This is a genomic window from Rhodococcus sp. IEGM1428 (assembly GCF_050321865.1).
GTDB lineage: Bacteria > Actinomycetota > Actinomycetes > Mycobacteriales > Mycobacteriaceae > Rhodococcoides.
In genome coordinates this window covers 95,105-115,962 of the sequence record NZ_JBNQFW010000003.1, presented here as the reverse complement: position 1 = coordinate 115,962, position 20,858 = coordinate 95,105, and the positions used below count along the sequence as shown (strand labels likewise).

Here is a 20,858-nt window from a genome sequence, read left to right as displayed (position 1 = left end):
GTATAGGGTGCCGATCATGGCGCGGTCGAGGTCGAGGTGGACGCCACCGCTCTACACTCTGCTGCTGGCGCTGGTGATTCTCGGACCACTCCTGGGCCCCGGCTACCTCCTACTGCGCGACGCCGTCAGTACTCCCCGTTCCTACTTCACCGACTCCGCCTGGGGAATCGCCGACGCGGCCGCGCGAGCCGTCCCGCAGGACGCCGCAATCGCAGCGCTGACGACGGTGTTGGACGGTGGCCTCGTCGTCAAGACCATCCTGCTGCTGGCGCTGTGGCTGGCCGGTTGGGGCGCGGCCGTCATGGCTCGTGCGGTGTTACCGACTGCTCCCCTGCCCGCGCTGCTCGTCGCCTCGACCGTGGCGATATGGAACCCGTACGTCGCCGAGCGCCTCCTACAAGGACATTGGAGTCTGCTCGTCGGCTACGCCGCCCTCCCCTGGACAGTGGTTGCCGCACTCGCAGTCAGACAGGGTCGTTCCTGGTGGGCCCTTGCCGTCTGTCTCGCTGCCGCCGGCCTCACCCCCACCGGCGCACTGCTTGCCGCCACTCTCGCGCTGGTGATTCTCGCCCTCCCCGGGGGTGCCCGACGCGGCCTGCGCGTGGTCATCACCCTGGTGATCGCGGCGGTGGCGTCGGCGCCGTGGCTGGTGGCGACAGCCGTGTCCGGCAGTGGCGTCGAGCAGGCGGATCCGGCGGGGTGGGCGGCGTTCGCGGCTCGGGCCGAGCCGGGCCTCGGCACGCTCGGCTCCCTGGCCGGCCTCGGCGGAATCTGGAACTCCGATGCCGTACCCGCTTCTCGGACAGGGCTTTTCGCATTCGTGGGCACGGCGCTGCTGCTGACCGTGGTTGCATTCGGTGTGCGGCCGCTCATCAGGCGTCGAAAAAATCCGGTGATCCTGGGACTCGCTGTCGTTGCGTTGCTTGCCATTGCAGCCCCTGCGCTGGCAGCAACGGGACCGGGTCTGGCAGTCGCCCGAGCCGTGGGCGAGACGGTGCCCGGTGCCGGGTTGCTTCGGGACTCTCAGAAATGGGTCGCGCTGGCGATGCCGATCTATGCGTTGGCCGCCGCGGCTGCGTTCACTCCCCGGCGTCGACCGAATCCGGTGCAACCAACCGCGCTGAGCGCGGTCCAGCGCACCCGATTCGGCAGCGCCGTTGCAGTGCTGGCCCTGCTGATCGCACTACCCGACCTGGGCTGGGGCGTCGGGAACTCGATGCGGCCTGTGGTGTACCCGGCGTCCTGGCAGGCGGTCGCAGCCCAATTGCAGGGCAGCGCAGGCGATGTCGCGGTACTACCGGCCGGGATGTTCCGCCGTTTTCCCTACAGCGGCAGTGCTCCCGTCCTCGATCCTGCGCCGCGGATGCTGCCACTGGACGTGTTGCAGACCGGCGAACTCATCGTCGCGGGCGGCACGGTGCGGGGCGAGGGCACTCGCGCCACCAACGTCCAGAACGCTCTGCTCGCAGGCGAATCCGCCGAGACACTCGCAGAATTGGGCGTCGGGTGGGTGTTGGTGGAGAACACCACCCCCGGCGAGCTCGGCGACTCCGTGCAGACGCTGAATCGGTTGGACGCCGTGTACGAGGACGAGCAGCTCACGCTCTACCGGGTACCCGATCCCGTGATCACCGAGAGCCGCTCGAACACGGCCGTCGTCGTCGCCCACCTGGCCTGGGCACTGCTGCTTCTCGGAGGCCTAGCGACAGGACTCGGACGCCTTCAACGCGCTAGCCGAATCACCTTGCGACACAACGTCGGACGCTCCAACGAGACCTGACGACCACGTTCCGCGCGTCGTCGCGTCGAGCACCGAGTACACACCCTGCGCGCACTGCTCCCAGGAGAACTCCCCTGCGCGCACTCGCGCCTTCTCGCCCAGGCGAGTGCGGGCTTCGGCGTCCTGCAGCAACTCCGAGACAGCCTGGGTGAGGCCGGAAACGTCCCGGTCCTCGACCGACTGTCCGCCCACCAGAATGCCGGTCACGCCGTCGATGACCGAATCGGTGAGCCCTTTGGAGCTGCGATAGCCGACCGTGGGAACGCCGTGCTGAGCGGCTTCGACGACCGCGAGGCCCCAACCCTCCTTGCGCGAGGGCATGACATGGACCCACGAACGGCCGAGCAACTCGTGCTTGCGCTCCTCGTCGACGTGGCCGTGGAAGGTGACGTACTGCTCGATCCCCAGTTCGCCCACGTAGTCGCGGAGATTCTGCTCCCACCAGCCGCCACCGATGACATCGAGGTGGATGTCGGGGATCCGGCCACGCAGCGCCGCGACGACGTCGAGAGCGTCCTCGATCTGCTTGTGCGGAACCAACCGGGACAGCACGGTCAGCGACGGGTACGCGGTGCGGGTGCTGTCGTCACCCTCGGCTACCGACTGCGGGATCTCGTCGGCGCCGTTGCGGACCACGGCGATGCGCTCGCGGTCGACGCCGAGGGCGATCAGCTCGTCCGCGGACGGCAGCGACACCGTCAAGTACTGATTACGACGGTGCACACGGGGAGACACCGTCGATTCGAGCCACCAGCCGAGCTTGGCCATCATCGGCCCGGCGACCGGCCACTGCTCGCGATGGCAGTGGTGCACCAGCAACGTGACGGGGACGCCGAGCGCGGCACGTGAGAAGAAGGGAATGCCGTTCTGGGTATCGATCACCGCGTCGGGTGCGATGCCCTTGAGCGGGCCGAAGCCGAGTCGCCCGGCTGCGATGGCGGCCAATGCGCGGGGATACACCGACAGGCGACCACCGCCGCGACTGATGCGGATACCGTCGACGATCTCCTCGGCGGGAGCTCCGGGGTACGACGCCGTCCTCAGCGTGACGCGGACACCGCGTCGAGCCAGACCTGCGCCTACCTGCTCGAGGTAACGCTCGCTGCCGCCGCCCTGCGGGTGCCCGGTATCGCGCCAGCACAGCAACAGAACCTCGCGCACAGCTCGCTTCACCCAATTTCCGCATGCTCGTCTCGACCGCCGTCGATTACCGCTGCCACAGTAACCGCTAGGGTTCGTTTTCGTGACTTCCGCCGTGACACGTCTGTTCGCCTCCCGCGCGACACTGCGCCGCTCGGTGAAGCTGCTGAAGGACTTCGGCCACGAGCAGAGCGCCCCGGACATCTTCTACGGGGCCCTGGCGCGCGATTCCGTCGAGCTGATCGGTGATTTGTATCGGGGCCTGACCGGCACCGACATGTCGGCGGCAACGGTGTTGGACGTCGGCGGCGGACCCGGTTACTTCGCCGAGGTGTTCGGTGCGAGTTGCGCGCGCTACCTGCCCGTCGAACCCGATGCCTCCGAGATGCACGCGGCGGGTCTGCAGATTCCCGGTTCGGTGCGCGGCTCCGGCATGGCACTGCCCTTTCGCGACGACAGCGTCGACATCTGCTTCTCCTCCAACGTGGCCGAACACGTGCGCGAGCCCTGGACCATGGCCGAGGAAATGCTCCGTGTCACCAAACCCGGCGGACTCACGGTGCTCTCGTACACCATCTGGTTCGGCCCGTTCGGCGGTCACGAGACCCGGCCCTGGCATTACCTCGGCGGCGAATACGCGGCCCGCCGCTACGCCCGCACCACCGGACACGAACCGAAGAATCGCTTCGGCGAATCACTGTTCGACATCAGCGCTTCGGACGGATTGCGTTGGGCACGTAGCACTCCCAACGCAACGCTACTTGCCGCTTTTCCGCGCTACCACCCGCGCTGGGCATGGTGGATGATGCGCGTACCTGTACTTCGCGAGTTCTTCGGCAGCAACCTGGTGCTTGTCATGCGGCCCACCGCTTAGCCTGGATCGATGACGGCACTCGCGCTCGACATCGGCGGCACCAAGATGACAGCGGCACTCGTCGGCGAGGACGGTCGGCCGCAGAACCCGGCGACGGTGCCGACTCCCGACTCCGGGGTGTGGCCTGCATGCGCGTCGTTGCTTCGGAAGATCGCTCCTGGACAGCACATCGACCGCATCGGCGTCGCCTGCTCCGGGCCGGTGAACCTCGAGACCGGATCGGTCGCACCGATCAACATAGACGAGTGGAAGAACGGATTCGGCCTGGGCGAGCACATCTCCGCCGTGCTTCCGGATGCCGAAATACGTCTGGCGATGGACGGCAGCGCAGCGGCACTGGGTGAGTATCGCTTCGGTGCCGCCGTCGGTGTACCCGACGTACTGAGCCTGGTCGTCTCGACCGGCATCGGCGGTGGGTTGGTGCTGGGCGGAAATATCGTCGCCGGGGCCAGCGGCAATGCCGGTCACATCGGCCACATCGTCGTTCCCGGTTCGACGACGCCCTGCGCGTGCGGCGGAATCGGGTGCGTGGAAACGGTGTCGAGTGGGCCCTCGGCGGTGCGGTGGGCACGTGAGCAGGGGTGGCCGGGAAGTACCGGTGTCGAACTGGCCGCAGACGCCGCCGCAGGCGAACCGCGCGCCATCACCGCACTGCAACGCGCCGGAGTGGCGCTGGGCCAGGCGATTGCCTCGGCCGTCGCGCTGACGGACGTTCGCATGGTGGTGATCGGCGGCGGCTTCGCTCAGGCCGGCCCGCCGCTGTGGGACCCGATTCGCGAGTCGATCGGATTGCACGCCCGGTTGACATTCCTCGACGGCCTGCAGGTGGTACCCGCGGCACTCGGTGGCATGGGAACCCTGGCCGGGGCAGCCGCGCTCACTGCCTGACCGGGCATACCCAAACGACGACTCCGCACTCGAGTCACGCGACCGGAAGCCACTCCGGCTTGTCGAAAACGAACTGCTCGCATCGACCAGTAAGGCTCAGCAACAGGCGCAGATGTGGGTGCGTTTCAGGCGGGTTAGCGCGGACAACTTTCAATTCGAAAGCACCGTAACGCATCACGGAATGCACATGATCCAGAAGCGGATCGGGCACGTAGCCGAGATGCCTACCTGCACCTGTGATTCGGACAGCCTGGGGGTTTGTCTCGTTGCCGGGTTCCGTCTCCAACATGAGTTGTGCACCCGACTCGAGTGTAGAAATGTATGCACCTGCCGTCGCGTCGCAGTGGCGAACACCATGCGTGAGAAAATGCGCCGTGGTCTCGCGCGTTTCCGAATCCCATGTCGGCAAAGAAATCAACTCGATGGCGTCGCCTTCGCGGTGGCCTCCCGATGCGGCGAGGATCTCCCAAGCGTCCGCATCCGATTCGAGGTCGAGACCGGCGAGATAGACGGGTCGATCTGGGCGTTTTGCACTCATCACCCGATCGGCGAACGATGGAAAAAGTCGGCTCGAACGGTACTGGCGATGCACATCACCGAATCCGACGATCGGCAAGAAATGCGCGTCGTGCAACGCGGCCTCGAGATACCTGAATTCGTAGAACGACTGGCCGTCGTCGATGACCTTGTCGAGGTATCCGACCGCTCGATAGGTGCTGTCCGCCACTCCACGACGCGTCACGATGAGCCTCGATCTGCGCACACCGATGGCTGCATCGGCACCTATAGGCGCAAATTCAATGGAGAGCATCGATGAGTCGCTTTCGGTTCGTTGCTACCGCTATCTGCACGAATGTACGGGTCTGGTCCGACAAGTTGGGAGCAGCGTTGATCACATCGTCGCACAGGTCGAGGTTCAGACCCACGATTCGATCGCGCCAAAAGCGTCGAGCATCTGTGCTCGCCAGCGACAGTGCCTGCATAGCGATATCTACGAGTCCGACAGCTACGCCGCCGTCGAACCGCTTCGTCACACCCCGTGAGCACCATTGCTCGACGGCTCCCGATCGCACACGGTCTGCCCGGAACACGTCTCCGTTCCCGCTGGCCAACGCAGAACCGTGGTCGAAGGACGGACTCAGGCACACCGCGCCAGTGGTCGGATTCTGCAGGACTCCCCAGTTATGAGCGTGCCGATCGGTGTTGGCGATCAACGCGTCGAACACGAGATAGCCGGCAAAGACGTCGAACGCAGGCCAGCTGTGGAACTCGGTGTCGACTGGGCCATTCATTCCAGCTAGGACGGTCAGGACAGCAGAAAGCGAATGCCCGCGACTGAGTTCCGAATCGAAATCGTCGTCATGCTCAGCGAGGAGTGCGGCACCTGGAGTCCAGCCCCAACGCTCCGGCCGCATGTCTCGACTCATGGATCCCAGGACCGATTCTTCGGTTCCGCGACGGACGACTGTGGCCAATTCCGTCTCGGCTGCCGGCACGCTGACCAGACGGGCGAGTTCGTAGGAAATCTTTTCGGCCCAATCCTCGCCCCGCACCAAAAGATCCGGTGCATCACCACGCGCCCGGCGTTCGCGCGAGAGCTTCAGTTCCTTGATTCGGCGCGGCTTGAACAACCAGCGCCCCGACTGAGAAGACCCGTCCGGTGCAGTGAACCACCGCTTTTCTTCGGCACCGCCCGGCTCGCTCTCCCCGCGGGTCCAATCCGCAAGGTCGACAACACGGAACTGTTCCACCACGCCCGACACATTAGGTCGTCAGCCACTAGAACAACGTCACGGCTCGCCAGACCCCTGCGGTGTGACTGGCATACCCCGGAAAGCCAGAACGGGGCCCACCCCTCGGTGAGCCCCGTTCCGTGTCGTGAATACTACGCGCCCAAACGCTGCTTCAGGGAGTCGAATTCGTCCTGAATTCCGGTGGGCAGTTTCTCGCCGACGAAGTCGAACCACTCCTGGATCAGCGGGATCTCGGCCTTCCACTCCTCGGTGTTCACCGCGAGTGCCTCGGCCACATCCTCGACGGTGGTGTCGAGACCGTCGATGTCGAGTGCCTCGGCGGTGGGGACCACGCCGATCGGAGTCTCGACGCCTGCTGCCTTGTGCTCGATGCGCTCGACGATCCACTTGAGCACGCGCGAGTTCTCACCGAATCCGGGCCACAGGAAGCGCTTGTCGTCGCCGCGGCGGAACCAGTTGACGTAGAACACCTTCGGCAGCTTCGACTCGTCGGCGTTCTTGCCGAGGTCGATCCAGTGCTGGAAGTAATCGCCCACGTTGTAGCCGAGGAACGGCAGCATCGCCATCGGGTCGCGTCGGACGGTACCGACGGTGCCCTCGGCGGCCGCGGTCTGCTCGGAGCCGACGGTGGCTCCCATGAACACGCCGTGCTGCCAGTCGCGGGCCTCGGTCACCAGCGGAACTGTGGTCTTGCGACGTCCGCCGAACAGAATTGCCGAGATCGGCACGCCCTGCGGGTCGTCCCACTCGGGAGCCATGGACGGGCACTGGGCCATCGGTACGCAGTAACGCGAATTGGGATGTGCGGCATCGGTTCCGGACTCGGGGGTCCAGTCGTTGCCCTTCCAGTCGATGAGGTGATCGGGCTTGCCTTCGAGGCCTTCCCACCACACGTCGCCGTCATCGGTGAGGCCGACATTGGTGAACACCGAGTTGCCCTGATCGATGGTCTTCATCGCGTTCGGGTTCGAGTCCCAGTTGGTGCCGGGCGCGACGCCGAAGAAACCGAACTCGGGGTTCACGGCGTAGAGACGACCGTCCTCACCGAAGCGCATCCACGCGATGTCGTCGCCGATGGTCTCGGCGCGCCAGCCCGGAATGGTCGGCTGAATCATCGCGAGGTTGGTCTTGCCGCACGCGGACGGGAATGCCGCCGCGATGTAGTAGGCCTTGTCCTCGGGCGAGATCAGCTTGAGGATCAGCATGTGCTCGGCGAGCCAGCCCTCGTCGTGGGCCATCGCCGAGGCGATACGCAGCGAGTAGCACTTCTTGCCCAGCAGAGCGTTTCCGCCGTAACCGGATCCGTAGCTCCAGATCTCGCGATCCTCGGGGAAGTGCGTGATGTATTTGGTGTCGTTGCACGGCCACGGCACGTCGGCCTGGCCCTCGGCGAGCGGTGCGCCGAGCGAGTGCAGCGCCTTGACGTAGAACCCGTCCTCGCCGATCTTGTCCAACGCAGCCTGGCCCATGCGGGTCATCACGCGCATGGAGATGACGACGTATTCGGAATCGGTGAGCTCGACGCCCAGCTTCGGATCGGCGGCATCGAGCGGGCCCATGCAGAACGGAACGACGTACATGGTGCGTCCGCGCATGCAGCCGCGGTAGAGATCGGTCATCAGCGTCCGCATCTCGGACGGGTCCATCCAGTTGTTGGTGGGACCGGCGTCGATCTCTTCCTTGGAACAGATGTACGTGCGCGATTCGACACGGGCGACGTCCGACGGATCGGAGTTGCCGAGGAACGAATTGGGCTTCTTCTCGTCGTTGAGACGAGTGAAGGTGCCTGCCTCGACCAGCTTGTCGGTGAGGCGCTCCCATTCGGCGTCGGATCCGTCAGCGAACACCACGGAGTCCGGTTCGGTCAGTTCGGCTACCTGAGCAACCCAGGCAAGCAGTTCTTTGTGTCGAGTCGGCACGCTGTCGGTGCCGCTCAAACCGGGAATGGTCGCTGAGGTCATCTAACTCTCCTGGGGTTAGCCGGAACCGGGAAGAATTCGCACGATCGCTGTGGGCAAGCACGCACGAATAGATCTCGGTTTTCCCCTCTCGGCGGGGCGCTGCTCGGCCTTTCGAGCTGCAGTACACCATGTTACTGGGTACGGCAAGCCGAGGACCGAGCGCCGGATGTCCTGCTCATCAGGTTAACGCCGAGCGACGTGAATCCAGAAACAGGGTGTTGTCCGATTGGTCACAAGACCGATTCAGATTGGGAAAGATCGGCGCAAGAAGCCCTCCACCAGGGGCGATACGGTGTCCGTGCCGTGGCGTTACAGCTCGCCCGATTCGGACATTTCACCCCTACCGATACCGTTCGCCTCGCGAAAAATCTCCCAGCTTCGGTATTGGCCATCACGTCCGAAGGCGGTGAACTTGTCTGTCACACCATCCCCGTCGACGTCGGTCGCCACCGTGATCCCGGCATCGGTATGCCGCACGGTGGTCTCGTAGTGACCGTCACCGTCGAGATCGAGAAGGTCGGCCGAGACGACGGGCGCACCCGCGTCGAACTCGTGTTGCGCCACGTCATCCGTGGGAAAACCCTCCGCTGCGAAGCCATCCACCGCGATCATCGACGCCCCTCACCCAGTTCGACCGACACTGCACCTACTGACTCCGACGCACGGACAGATCGAACGGTTCCACCGGGCCGCGGAATCGCTCCAGCCCCCGTTCGAGTGCAGAGAGATCCCGATCGCACGCCGACAGCAACGCCGATCGGTGGTCGGCAAGCCTGCGCAGTTCGGCATCCACCTCGGCGAGCGCGACGTCGATACGGGCCGCGGCTTCCCGGTCCGCCACCGCGAGGGCGGCCGCGAGAGCGGACTCGGCTTCGAGGATGCGCGAGAGCAGCCGCTGCTCCACCGCGGACTTCACTCGGGCCAGACATTCCTGCGTCCAGCTCCGCATGTGCGACCGATCCGACACCAACGCCCGCGACCGCGCCAACCACCACGCGAGCGCGCCGCCGAGAACGAGAGTGATCACGGTGTTGGCCACCGCCCACGCCTGCACCAGCGCCATCGGAGAGACGATCAGGCGTCCGAGGCCGACTCCCGCCGACGCCCCGACCACGATCATGATGGCGTCCTCGATACCGCGACGCCGAGACGGTGACCCGATGTCGAGCGCCGCGTCCTCTGCGCTCGCCTGGGCCACCGTCTGGCCGAGCCCCAGATCGGACTCCACCGCTCGCAGTCCCGCGGTGAGCGCAGCGTCGGCTCGACTCTGCGCACCTCGCGCCGACTCGGCGACGTGCGCGGGCAAGTGCTTCAGCTCGGCCCGTCGGGCCCCGTCGATCGACCGCCTCACCTCGACGCCCAGTTCGCGAAGATCCTCGGCGGCCTCATGGAGCGACTCCACCCGAAGCCGCTGAATCCGATTGTGCAACAGCGCACGTCGATCACCACCGAGGCTCTCTCGTTCGCCGACGAGTGCGGCTCGTCGCGCGCGAAGTGGAACGGAGTCGCTACCCCCGGTCACTGCGCGAGCTCTCGCTACGATCGACGCTTTGGCTCCGGCGGCGCAGTCATGCACCGCCGCAGCGTATTTGCGCTGCGCTCCGAGAGCTGTGGCGTCCAGCAGCAGCATACCAAGCCGATCCGTCACAGCCCCGAGGCCGGATTCGACGCACACCGCCGCGTCGCCACTGTCCCTCCCCGCCCGTGCCAATCGGACCGAGACCGGATGAAAGGTGCACTCCACCGCTCGCGGAACACACTCGGCCACCAGGTCACCGTCGGCGATCACCACCTCACGCCAGTGCCTGTGCACGTCGATCTTGTTCACCACGAACACGACCGGCGTGGATTCGAGCGCCCCTCGCCATCGCTCGATCTCGACACGATCGACCGGAGCCGACGCGTCGACCACGATCAGCACGACGGCTGCATCGGCTACCGAATCCGAGAATTCGATGCCACCGAGCCGGGACAGCTCGCGGCGCAGCTCCGACTTCCCCGATCCGGCCGTGCCGGTGAGGTGAACCCCGGCGGGTCGGCTCTCCCGCGCCCGGGCGATTCGGTCGAGTGCATCCGAGTTCCAGCGCCGAAGAACGCTTTTCATGTCCTCCGACAACGGCGTCATCGCCGCAGCATCCGCACGTAGCCCCGACACAGCGCGAGCGCCGACCGACGCACTCCCGAGTCTTCGGACGCGGCCGCGCGGTGCTTCCACCTGGCTGCCTGCTCCACTACGACCTGCTCGGAACCGGTCTCGATCGGCACCCCCAAATGCAGAGCAGCGCAGCGCATTTCCGCCGCGACGGCCTCGTCCGACGCCAGATACGACTCGACGGCACCGCGCACCTGCCGATGCCGAGCCGAGATCTGCTGCAAGCTCCGGTGCAGGTGGGCGTCGCGGTTCGCTGCGGAAACCGACACCGCCGTCGACACCGCGGCCAGCACCGCGTCGACACCGGTGGCATTGGCCAGCTCACGCAGCGCATCACCGTCGGAAACAGCGGTTCTCTGCCGCAGCACGTCGATCAGCAGGGCGACGCCGCGCAGTTCGATGCACTCGATCAGTGCCTCTCGGCGACGCGTCGAGACGGTGATGTCGGCGGCGAGGAAGCGATCCACGGTCAACAGGTCTGCTGGGCTCACCTCGCTCGCAGCGACGGCGCGAACGTCGGCCATGACGAGCGAAACCCCGGACCGACCCGTGCCGCCCAGTCCCGCTGCGGTCGCACCCATCACCGGCAGCACCGTCCGCGCGAGCTGGTGGGAGGCCGCCGCAGCCGCTGCCGTTGGATCGTCGAGGGTGTCCGCCTTGGTGAGCACAACGACGGTCCCGTCGGGCGCGCCGCCGGGAGACGAACTCAGGAACGCAGTGTCGACCGGTGACACCGCGCCTGCGATGACGTAGACGAGAACGTCGAAGTCCGTGTTGTCGGTGCCGCTGTCTTCGCGCACCCGCACATCGAGGCCGTCCGCGTCGAGGCGCACCGACTCGAGGATGGCGAGGATCGCAGATTTGCCCACTCCGGTTCGACCCGTCACCCGCACGGTCAGCGGCCGTAGTCGATCCTGCAGCGCGATGTCGACGGCCTCCCGAGCACCGTCGTCGGCAGTCACCCCGATCGAACTCACGGCGGTGCGGTCACGCAGTCGGCCGAAACTCGCCACGCTCATATTCGATCCCCCCAGAACGACCGCAGTCTGCCCCCGGACGCGGCGCGCAGCCCCCTGCTGCGGGACCGATTCTGGCACATCGGTGAGCTGCACGACCCGCCCCGAAGAATTGCACCGTTGTAATTAGTCCCGCCCTTCCTGCCCCTGATCAGCGGCAGGACGCCAAGTCTCAACTTCAACTCGAGACCCACGTGTCACACGCCCCGTCGATGCGCGACAATGGACCCGTGAACGAGTCTCAGGACACCTCTGTCGACACCGAGGAGAACGCAGCGCGCACCCACGAACGGGGCTCACGGCTGTACCCACGAGTGACGAGTTTCCGCTCTCGGCGTGGAGCGCTGACCGAGGCTCAACAGACCACCTGGGACAGCCTGTGGCCGCGCATCGGCCGAGATGTCGCCGACGAGCAGATCGACATCGACGCCTGGTTCGGCCGCAGCGGACCGGCGATTCTCGAGATCGGGTCGGGTACCGGCACGGCCACCACGGCGATGGCCTCGGCCGAGCCGCACGTCAACCTCATGGCCGTCGAGGTCTACCGCCCCGGCCTGGCGCAGACGCTGCAGCAGATCGAACGAGAAGGCATCGAGAACATCCGATTGCTTCGCGGTGACGCCATGGACGTGCTCGAGAACATGCTGTCGTCGGAGTCGTTGACCGGCGTCCGGGTCTTCTTTCCCGATCCCTGGCCCAAGGTTCGCCACCACAAGCGTCGCCTACTCCAGGGGCCGACCTTCGCGATGATCGCGGATCGACTGAAGCCGGGCGGCGTTCTGCACGTGGCCACCGATCATGCCGAATACGCTGAGTGGATTGCCGAGGCCGGGAACGCCGAACCCGGTTTGACCGTTCTCGATTGGGAATCGCCCATGACGCACGAGCGGCCGGTGACCAAGTTCGAGGGCAAGGCACAGCTGGTCGGCAGCTCGGTGACGGAATTGATCTGGGGAAAGAAGACAGCATGAGCGTCAGTACGGACATGCCCGACACCGTGATCGACCCGTCCGAACTCGGCGCGATCGGTGAATCGCGCCACAGCAAGCGCGTCCTGCTGGTCTGGGACGCCCCCAACCTGGACATGGGACTGGGTGCAATTCTCGGTGGCAGACCCACCGCCGCCTACCGCCCACGGTTCGATGCACTGGGCCGTTGGCTGCTCAGCCGCACCGCCGAACTCTCCACCTCGGGCACCGCGACGCTCGAACCCGAGGCGACGGTGTTCACCAATATTGCTCCCGGTAGCGCCGATGTCGTCCGACCCTGGGTCGAAGCATTGCGTAACGTGGGCTTCGCGGTGTTCGCCAAGCCCAAGGTCGACGAAGACAGCGATGTCGACGCCGACATGCTCGACCACATCGATTTCCGCAACCGTGACGGCGGCCTCGCCGGGGTCATGGTCGCGTCCGCCGACGGTCAAGCGTTCAAGGGCCCATTGGAGGCCATCGCAGCAACCGGAGTGCCGGTCCAGGTACTGGGTTTCCGGGAGCACGCAAGCTGGGCTGTCACGTCGGACATCCTGGAATTTCTCGATCTCGAGGACATTCCCGGCGTCTTCCGTGAGCCACTGCCACGGGTGAGTCTCGACTCCCTCCCCGACGAGGGCGCGTGGCTGCAGCCCTTCCGACCGCTGTCCGCCCTGCTCGTCGGGCGCCAAGGAGTTTCTTAAGTGTTCGCCAGATGGGGAGACATCGTCTACCGGCTGCGGTACACCGTTATCGGTGTCATGGTGGCCGGGCTGTTGGGCTTCGCAGCCTACGGTCTCGATCTCAACAGCCATCTCAGTCAGAGCGGTTGGGACGATCCGACCTCGGAATCGGCCCAGGCTGCCCGTCTGGCGGACAACACGTTCGGTCGCGACAAGCAGGGTGACGTCATCCTGCTCTACACAGCCCCTGCGGGATCGACCATCGACGACCCGGATTTCCAGTCCAAGATCGTCGCCAATCTCGACTCCCTCGCCGCCGACCACCCCGATCAGATCGAGAAGGTCAACGGCAGCTACTTCCGGACGGCGACTGCTCCGAACCTCGCCGCGCTCGGCACCACCGACAAGCAACACGCCATTGCCAGCGTGGCCATCGCCGGTGCCAACGACACCGAGCTGACCAACAACTTCCAAGCCGTCAAGGACGTCTTCTACATCGACGGTGTCAACGTGCAGGTGACCGGACTGCAAGCCGTGGCAGGCGCACTGCAGTCGACGATGGCCGGCGACATCCACCGCATGGAGCTACTGGCGATCCCCGCCGTCGCGGTGCTGCTGTTCTTCATCTTCGGTGGCGTGGTCGCAGCCGCGCTTCCGCTGATCATCGGTGGCCTGACGGTCGTCGGAGCCAACGGCATCGTGAAGGTGTTCACCAACTTCACCGAGGTCAACTCCTTCGTTGCGCCCGTGGTCTCACTGGTCGGCCTCGGCCTGGCCATCGACTACGGGCTGTTCATCGTGTCGAGATTCCGAGAAGAACTCGGCGACGGCTATACGACGCCACAGGCCGTGCGCCGGACCGTCATGACGGCCGGTCGCACCGTGGTGTTCTCGGCGACGATGATCGTCGCGTCCCTCGGTGGACTGCTGCTGTTCCCGCAGGGCTTCCTGAAGTCGGTGGCCTACGGCTCCATCGCCACTGTCGCGCTCGCGGCCTTGACGGCCATCACGATTCTGCCCGCCATGCTGGCGATCCTCGGCCCCCGCGTGGACGCGCTCGGTCTGAAGTTCATGCGCAAGACCAAGTCGAGCGAGGAAATCGAGAACGGCATGTGGGGCCGCCTCACCCGCTGGGTGATGCGCAACCCCGTCAAGGTCACCGTGCCCATCGTGCTCGGTCTGGTGTTGCTGACCCTGCCCGTCGGCAACATCAAGTTCGGCGGCATCAACGAGACCTACCTGCCTCCCGACAACGTCACCCGCGTCGCGCAGGGCGAGTTCGACACGCTGTTTCCCGGTCAGCGCACCGAGCCGATCAAACTCGTGATCAGCAATGCGCAGGGTGCCAACCTCGCCGCGATCACCAACCAGGCGAACAACGCTCCCGGGTTGGTCGAACAGTTCTCCCCGGTGGGTGCCAGCAAGGACGGCATCATCGTCTTCAAGGCCGGTCTGGTCGATCGCAACGATTCCAAACCCGCCATCGACTTCCTCCGCAGCATCGACGTGCCGGACGGAGCGTCGGTTCTCGTCGGCGGCACACCTGCCATCGAGCAGGACTCGATCAGCGCGCTCATCGACAAACTGCCACTGATGGCCGTCCTCGTGGTGTTCATCGTGACGCTGCTGATGTTCCTGACGTTCGGATCGTTGGTGTTGCCGATCAAGGCGGTGCTCATGACCGTCCTCGGTCTCGGTGCCACCATGGGCATTCTGACGTGGATATTCATCGACGGCAACGGTGCGGGGCTGATGAATTTCACCCCTGGTCCGATCATGGCTCCGGTGTTGGTGCTGATCATCTCGATTGTGTTCGGCTTGTCCACCGACTACGAGGTGTTCCTACTCTCCCGCATGGTGGAGGCTCGCGAAAAGGGTGCCAGCACAAGCGAAGCCATCCGAATCGGAACCTCGCACACCGGTCGCATCATCACCGCCGCGGCCCTGATCCTCATCGTCGTGACCGGAGCGTTCGCATTCTCCGATCTGGTGATGATGAAGTACATCGCGTACGGCATGATCGCCGCACTCATCATCGACGCCACCCTCATCCGCATGTTCCTCGTGCCCGCCACGATGAAACTGCTCGGCGACGATTGCTGGTGGGCCCCGCAGTGGATGAAGCGAATTCAGCGCAAGCTCGGACTCGGCGAGACCATCCTCGAGGACGAGCTCCTCCCCATCGCCGATGTGCCAGAGCTCGCCCTCGCCGGAGGTGCGCCGTCCACCACGGTCGCACCGCCGCTACGTCCGGCACCACGCCGCAGCGAACCGCTCACCGAGCCCATTCCTGTTGTCGCGCCCCATGGTTCGGGCCCCATCCGGGCGACCCACGCCGCGAAGGAAGAGTCGAGGCGCACCGTGACGGGACGGCCGGCAACACCACCCGAGCCGACCCGCGAAACTCCGGCCGCTCCCCCGGCACAGCACGCACCGCGCTCTGCCCCGAGTCAGCCGACACCACCACGTCCACGTCCGACCGTGGAGCCGCATCCGAACGCAGGGCCGCGTCCTACTGCAGGGCCGCGTCCGACTGCAGGGCAACGTCCTACTGCAGGGCCACGCCCGGCCGTCGAGCCGGAACCGACCCAGGCCGCAGAGGTAGTTCGACCTGCGCCCTCGGTCGATCCGGTTGCGGATTCTCCGTCGGTCGAGCCGGCGCGCGCACCGAGCACGCCGCGTCCGCCGGTCGCACCGCCCAACCGACCCCGCCCTGCTCGAGCACCTCGATCCGAGGAACCGGATTCACGGTCCATCGAGAGTTGGCTCGCCGATCTGCGAGCACCCAGTGCGTCGCCGCCGAGTCGACCGAACGCGACCGTCAACGGATCCGATCGAAACGGTCACGGCGAGAACGGCTCTACTCGAAACAGCTCTGCTGACAACGGCTCTGCATCGAACGGGTCTGCCGGAAGCAGCTCGAATCGAAACGGCAACAGCAGCAACGGATCCGGCCACAACGCCAGCAATGGCAGCAATGGCACCGAGCATCGCGCCGACAACGACACCGAGCACAACGGCAGCAACGGCTCCGAACACCGTGGGTCCGAACACCGTGGGTCCGAGCACCGTGGCTCCGAACACAACGGGTCCGAACGCACCGGGTCCGAGCGCAACGGCACCAACGGATCCGAGTCGGACAGGCCGTCGGGCCGTCGTGCGGCACCGGCAACCGAGGGTGGCGACAGTGGCCGTCATCGCGGCGGTGAGAACGGGCAGGTACTCAGTGTCAGCGAATTGCTTGCGAGGGAACGCAACCGTTCACGTTGACGGAGCGCTGCCGCGCAGGTGAGCGGCTCACCTGCATAGGTCGTTGCGCAGGCTACACTCCTGCCTCGTAGTGGGGGTCGAAGTTTCATTCACGAGGCGGTGACGCCGCGTGCACCGAGGGGGAGTTACACACACGTGTTCGTTCGATGGGGAAACTTCGTCCACCGTCTTCGGTACAGCGTTCTCGGGGTGATGGTGGCCGGGCTGGCGATCTTGGCGGCGTACGGCTGGGATCTACCGGACCACTTGAGCCAGAGCGGATTCGACGATCCGACGTCGCAGTCGGCCGCGGCCAGCAATCTTGCGGACGAGACGTTCGGGCGTGACACCGAGGGCGATGTCATCGTGCTCTACACCGCTCCCGAGGGCTCGAACATCGATGATCCGTCGTTCGATGCCGCGATCATCCAGAATCTCGATTCGCTGGTCGCCGACCACCCGGACCGCATCGCGAAGATCAACGGCAGCTACTTCAGAACTGCGGGAGCCCCCGTGCTCGCGGCGCTCGGCGCCGCCGACAAGCAACATGCCATCGCCAGCATCGCGATCGTCGGAAGCAACGACACCGAACTGACCGAGAACTTCGAGGCCGTGCAGAACGCCTTCTACATCGACGGTGTCGATGTGCAGGTCGCCGGACAGCAAGCGGTGGCGGCCTCTCTGCAGTCGACGATGACCGACGACATCCATCGCATGGAGGTCCTCGCCATTCCCGCCGTCGCGGTGCTGCTGTTCTTCGTGTTCGGAGGCGTTGTTGCTGCCGCGCTTCCCCTCATCGTCGGCGCGCTGACGGTCATCGGAGCCAACGGCATCGTAAAACTGTTCACTCACGTCACCGAGGTCAACACCTTCGTCGCACCGGTGGTGTCGCTGGTGGGGCTCGGCCTGGCCATCGACTACGGCCTGTTCATCGTCTCCCGTTTCCGAGAGGAGCTGGGAGACGGCAGATCGACGCCCGATGCGGTCCGTCGAACAGTCATGACTGCCGGTCGCACGGTGGCGTTCTCGGCGACGATCATCGTCGCGTGCCTCGGTGGCCTGTTGCTGTTTCCGCACGGGTTTCTGCGATCGGTCGCCCTGGGTTCGATTGCGACGGTTGCTCTCGCGGCATTGAACGCGATCACCATCCTGCCCGCCATTCTGTCGATTCTCGGCCCACGCGTCGATGCCCTCGGCCTCGCGTTCATGCGCAAGACGAAGTCCTCGGAAGAGATCGAGAACGGCAGGTGGGGCAAGCTCACGCACTGGGTGATGCGCAACCCCATCAAAGTGGTCGTCACCATCGTTCTCGGACTGCTCGCCCTGACGCTGCCCATCGGCAATCTCGCGTTCGGCGGAATCAACGAAACGTATCTACCACCGGACAATCCGACGCGAGTGGCTCAGGAACAGTTCGACGAGTTGTTCCCCGGCCAACGCACCGAGCCCATCAAGCTGGTCATCCAGAACGCGCAGGGTCCCACGCTCGCAGCCATCACCACCCAGGCGAACAACGCACCCGGCCTGATCGAGCAATTCACCCCGGTCGGTGCCAGCAAGGACGGCATCATCGTCTTCAAGGCCGGGTTGATCGATAGGAACGACAGCGCGCCCGCCATCGAATTCCTCCGCAGCATCGACACTCCGGACGGCACGACGATGCAGGTGACGGGAACACCTGCGATCGAACGGGATTCGATCGATGCGATGGTGGACCGCCTACCTCTGATGGCGGCACTGGTCGTCATCGTCGTCACGGTACTGATGTTCCTGACGTTCGGATCGCTGGTGCTGCCCATCAAGGCGGTACTGATGACGACGCTCGGGCTCGGTTCCACGATGGGAATTCTGACGTGGATCTTCATCGACGGCCACGGAGCCGGTTGGATGAATTTCACCCCCGGACCGATCATGGCGATGATTCTGTTGCTGATCGCGGCTATCGTCTTCGGACTCTCCACCGACTACGAGGTATTCCTCCTGTCCCGGATGGTGGAGGCTCGCGAAAAGGGCTCCAGTACAAGCGAAGCCATCCATATCGGCTCCTCTCACACCGGACGCATCATCACCGCCGCGGCCTTGATCCTCATCGTCGTCACGGGGGCGTTCGCGTTCTCCGATCTGGTGATGATGAAGTACATCGCCTACGGCATGATCGCCGCTCTGATCATCGACGCGACCGTCATCCGCATGTTCCTGGTGCCCGCGACGATGAAACTGCTCGGTGACGCCAGCTGGTGGGCACCGGCTGGAATGAAACGAATGCAGCGCAAGCTCGGACTCGGCGAGACCGTCCCGAAAGACGACTGACGCGCCTGCCGCAACGCGTGAATGGACCATTGCACACCGCCGAGACGTATGCAATGGTCCATCGACGCAGCAGGGGATCAGGAAGAAACTGCCGCACTCTCGCGATCGGCGAACACCTTGGCGTATCGGGTGCCCGCGATCAGCAGCAGCAGACCTACTGCGATGAAGGCGATGACGCGGAACAGTCCGTCCAGCGCGACGAGGTCGAAGAGGAACAGTTTCGCGATGGCCGCCGCCGTCAGGGCCAGTCCGGCCACGAGTGCCACATGAGCGTGCGTGACGCTACGCAGCCCGAAGGCCAGGAGCGCGAAGGCTGCGATCATCCACTCGATGGTCGCGGCAGTGTGACCTGCCGTGAATCCTGTTGATTCGCCGCCGATTCCGATGCCGAGCATGACCGTCGACGCCGTCAGTCCGTAGAGCGCGAGTACACCGCAGACGATTGCGAGGGTCTGCATTCCGTCGTCGACCAGGTCCAACTCGGCCAGTACATAGGCGAAGGCGAAGGCCGTTGCCGCCAGCAGGACTCCACCGATCACGATGCCTGCACTGCCGACGGCGAAATTGGAGTCCACCAGCGCCCGGGGCGGGCAGACCGAGACGAACATCAGTGCACCGACCACGCCGAATCCGCTGCCGATCAGGTACGCAAGTGTCGAGCGAGTGCTGTGCGCCACTGCGAGCAGAGCGAGGGCGACAGCGAACAGCACGACCGGACGGATTTCGAGGGTCGTCGACTCGACTGCAGCCTGCAACGTGGCCAGGGCACCGATCACCGCGACCGTGATGCGAGCATGTCCCGGCAACCAGCTCACCACAGCCACGATCGCCACTGCGGCAGCAGCGAGAACCAGTTGAAGGGTGACGGCAACACCGCGGTCGAAGATGTCGACGGAGAGCAGGACCGGCAGCGCCGGCAGGGCCATCATCACGGTCGCAACCACATCGGAGACGTTGCGGCGCAACAGCTCCAGCGACATTCCGATACCGAGTACAGCCGTGAGCACGATGGCCAGGAGCAGCCAGTAGTTATCGGTCGAGCCGTTCATGTCGGCAGTGGCGACCGCAGCCAACACCGCGCCGACGAGGGGAACGGTCCGAACAACCTGCAGGATCTGCCAATTCCGACCGATCTGGGCGGGGAAGCCGGCGACATACGTGGCGATGAAGAATGCGATCAACGCCAGGGTGAGGCCCTCGGTCAGTACCGGGCCGCACACCGCGACGCCGACCAGAATCAACACTGCCATCGGCTGCGACTTCCACTGCACCGCCAGAGCTGTTCCGGCAGCTGCAATTCCGAATGCGACGATCAGACCGATCACGGGATCGAGCCAGCCGTACAGAACGGACGTCGCAAGCACGTCGAGGTACAGGCCCGCGATGCCGGTGGCAGCGAGAGCAATTCCGCCGACCCGTCCACCGGAGCGCCCGAACACCCGAACGCCCGCACCGATCAGCGCGAGGGAGAAGACGGCTCCGGCCGCGACCCGCAGCGGTGGGCCGAACCACCCGGCCTGCGCCGCGAGCACCAACAGCATCACGACACCGACGAGGGTGACGCCGGCCCCGGCGACGGCCAGCAGACGACTGATGACCCCGTCGCGCTGCCACCAGGGCTCCCTCGGCGGAGCGGACGGACGCGGCGCGACCACAGGCCCACGTGGCGCTGCAACCGGACCAGGGGGGGCCGGCTGAGTGCGACCCACCGGCTGGCCCACCGGCTGACCCGCAGGCTGACCCGCGGGTTGCCCCATGGTCCGATACATCGGCTGACCGTGGTTCTGCGGTGGGAGCTGCTGCGGCACGAAAGGCGGCGCATAGGACAGCGCAACGGGAGCAGGCGGCACCGGGGCAGGGGCCTGAGGAGCAGGAGCCTGGGGAGCGGCACCGAGTTGCGACTGCAAGGTCTGCAGATCGACGGCCACCTGACGCATGTGGTCGCCCAGGGAATCGAAGCGACTGGACAGTCGCGCGACGAGTTGCGGATCCAGCCCGGAGTTCTGGGAAGAAGTCATGGGTTAGATACTGCGAGCATTGCCGCCGAAAAGCGTGAGTAGTGCTACTCGGTTCTCTCGAGTAG

15 protein-coding genes are annotated in these 20,858 nt (G+C 65.4%); 7 read left to right on the top strand and 8 right to left on the bottom strand.

All coding sequences use genetic code 11. From position 1 onward, the window contains the following. Positions 1–16 precede the first annotated feature (16 nt). Entirely contained in the window at positions 17–1,780 is a 1,764-nt protein-coding gene (locus ACQR3T_RS15300; protein ID WP_428693996.1) for a hypothetical protein, read from the top strand. On the opposite strand, the gene ACQR3T_RS15295 is transcribed toward ACQR3T_RS15300, so the two are convergent. Then, on the bottom strand, positions 1,700–2,941 hold the full coding sequence (locus ACQR3T_RS15295; RefSeq protein ID WP_428694397.1) for a glycosyltransferase family 4 protein: 1,242 nt from the start codon (positions 2,939–2,941) through the stop codon (positions 1,700–1,702). The two genes, ACQR3T_RS15300 and ACQR3T_RS15295, sit on opposite strands and share 81 nt — an antisense overlap. Before the next feature lie 94 nt (positions 2,942–3,035). Here ACQR3T_RS15295 and ACQR3T_RS15290 point away from each other — a divergent pair, with 94 nt between their 5' ends. After that, positions 3,036–3,794 carry a class I SAM-dependent methyltransferase gene (locus ACQR3T_RS15290; RefSeq protein ID WP_032377559.1) on the top strand — a complete coding sequence of 253 codons (759 nt, stop codon included), beginning with the start codon at positions 3,036–3,038 and terminating at the stop codon, positions 3,792–3,794. Between the two features lie 9 nt (positions 3,795–3,803). After that, a complete protein-coding gene (locus tag ACQR3T_RS15285) occupies positions 3,804–4,682 on the top strand; it encodes an ROK family protein (RefSeq protein ID WP_428693995.1) in 879 nt (292 codons plus the stop codon). Between the two features lie 34 nt (positions 4,683–4,716). Here ACQR3T_RS15285 and ACQR3T_RS15280 read toward each other — a convergent pair whose 3' ends face one another. From ACQR3T_RS15280 to ACQR3T_RS15255, 6 genes are all read right to left on the bottom strand, one after another. Beyond that, positions 4,717–5,409, bottom strand: coding sequence for an HIRAN domain-containing protein (locus ACQR3T_RS15280; RefSeq protein WP_428693994.1), 693 nt, complete (start codon positions 5,407–5,409; stop codon positions 4,717–4,719). Between the two features lie 70 nt (positions 5,410–5,479). Next, positions 5,480–6,436 carry a HipA domain-containing protein gene (locus ACQR3T_RS15275; RefSeq protein ID WP_428693993.1) on the bottom strand — a complete coding sequence of 319 codons (957 nt, stop codon included), beginning with the start codon at positions 6,434–6,436 and terminating at the stop codon, positions 5,480–5,482. A 131-nt stretch (positions 6,437–6,567) separates the two neighbouring features. Next, complete coding sequence (locus ACQR3T_RS15270) at positions 6,568–8,397, bottom strand: phosphoenolpyruvate carboxykinase (GTP) (protein ID WP_428693992.1); 1,830 nt, start codon at positions 8,395–8,397, stop codon at positions 6,568–6,570. A gap of 309 nt (positions 8,398–8,706) precedes the next feature. Continuing rightward, positions 8,707–9,009, bottom strand: a complete 303-nt coding sequence (locus ACQR3T_RS15265; RefSeq protein ID WP_052070345.1) for a DUF6802 family protein — start codon at positions 9,007–9,009, stop codon at positions 8,707–8,709. 34 nt (positions 9,010–9,043) lie between these two features. Beyond that, the gene (locus ACQR3T_RS15260) at positions 9,044–10,522 is read right to left on the bottom strand and encodes a hypothetical protein (RefSeq protein WP_428693991.1); all 1,479 of its coding nucleotides are present in this window, start codon (positions 10,520–10,522) and stop codon (positions 9,044–9,046) included. Then, complete coding sequence (locus ACQR3T_RS15255; RefSeq protein WP_428693990.1) at positions 10,519–11,568, bottom strand: hypothetical protein; 1,050 nt, start codon at positions 11,566–11,568, stop codon at positions 10,519–10,521. The genes ACQR3T_RS15260 and ACQR3T_RS15255 overlap by 4 nt, the downstream gene beginning before the upstream one ends. Before the next feature lie 209 nt (positions 11,569–11,777). Here ACQR3T_RS15255 and trmB point away from each other — a divergent pair, with 209 nt between their 5' ends. From trmB to ACQR3T_RS15235, 4 genes are all read left to right on the top strand, one after another. Continuing rightward, entirely contained in the window at positions 11,778–12,536 is a 759-nt protein-coding gene (trmB, locus tag ACQR3T_RS15250; protein WP_032377552.1) for a tRNA (guanosine(46)-N7)-methyltransferase TrmB, read from the top strand. A 14-nt stretch (positions 12,537–12,550) separates the two neighbouring features. Further along, the gene (locus ACQR3T_RS15245; RefSeq protein ID WP_230592732.1) at positions 12,551–13,237 is read left to right on the top strand and encodes an NYN domain-containing protein; all 687 of its coding nucleotides are present in this window, start codon (positions 12,551–12,553) and stop codon (positions 13,235–13,237) included. Continuing rightward, positions 13,238–16,486 (top strand): MMPL family transporter, encoded by a 3,249-nt coding sequence (locus ACQR3T_RS15240; protein WP_428693989.1) that lies wholly within the window; start codon positions 13,238–13,240, stop codon positions 16,484–16,486. A gap of 135 nt (positions 16,487–16,621) precedes the next feature. Beyond that, positions 16,622–18,775 (top strand): MMPL family transporter, encoded by a 2,154-nt coding sequence (locus tag ACQR3T_RS15235; protein WP_428693988.1) that lies wholly within the window; start codon positions 16,622–16,624, stop codon positions 18,773–18,775. Positions 18,776–18,852: 77 nt separating this feature from the next. Here the strand turns inward: ACQR3T_RS15235 and ACQR3T_RS15230 are convergent, their stop codons facing one another. Beyond that, complete coding sequence (locus ACQR3T_RS15230; RefSeq protein ID WP_428693987.1) at positions 18,853–20,793, bottom strand: DUF2339 domain-containing protein; 1,941 nt, start codon at positions 20,791–20,793, stop codon at positions 18,853–18,855. Between the last annotated feature and the right edge of the window lie 65 nt (positions 20,794–20,858).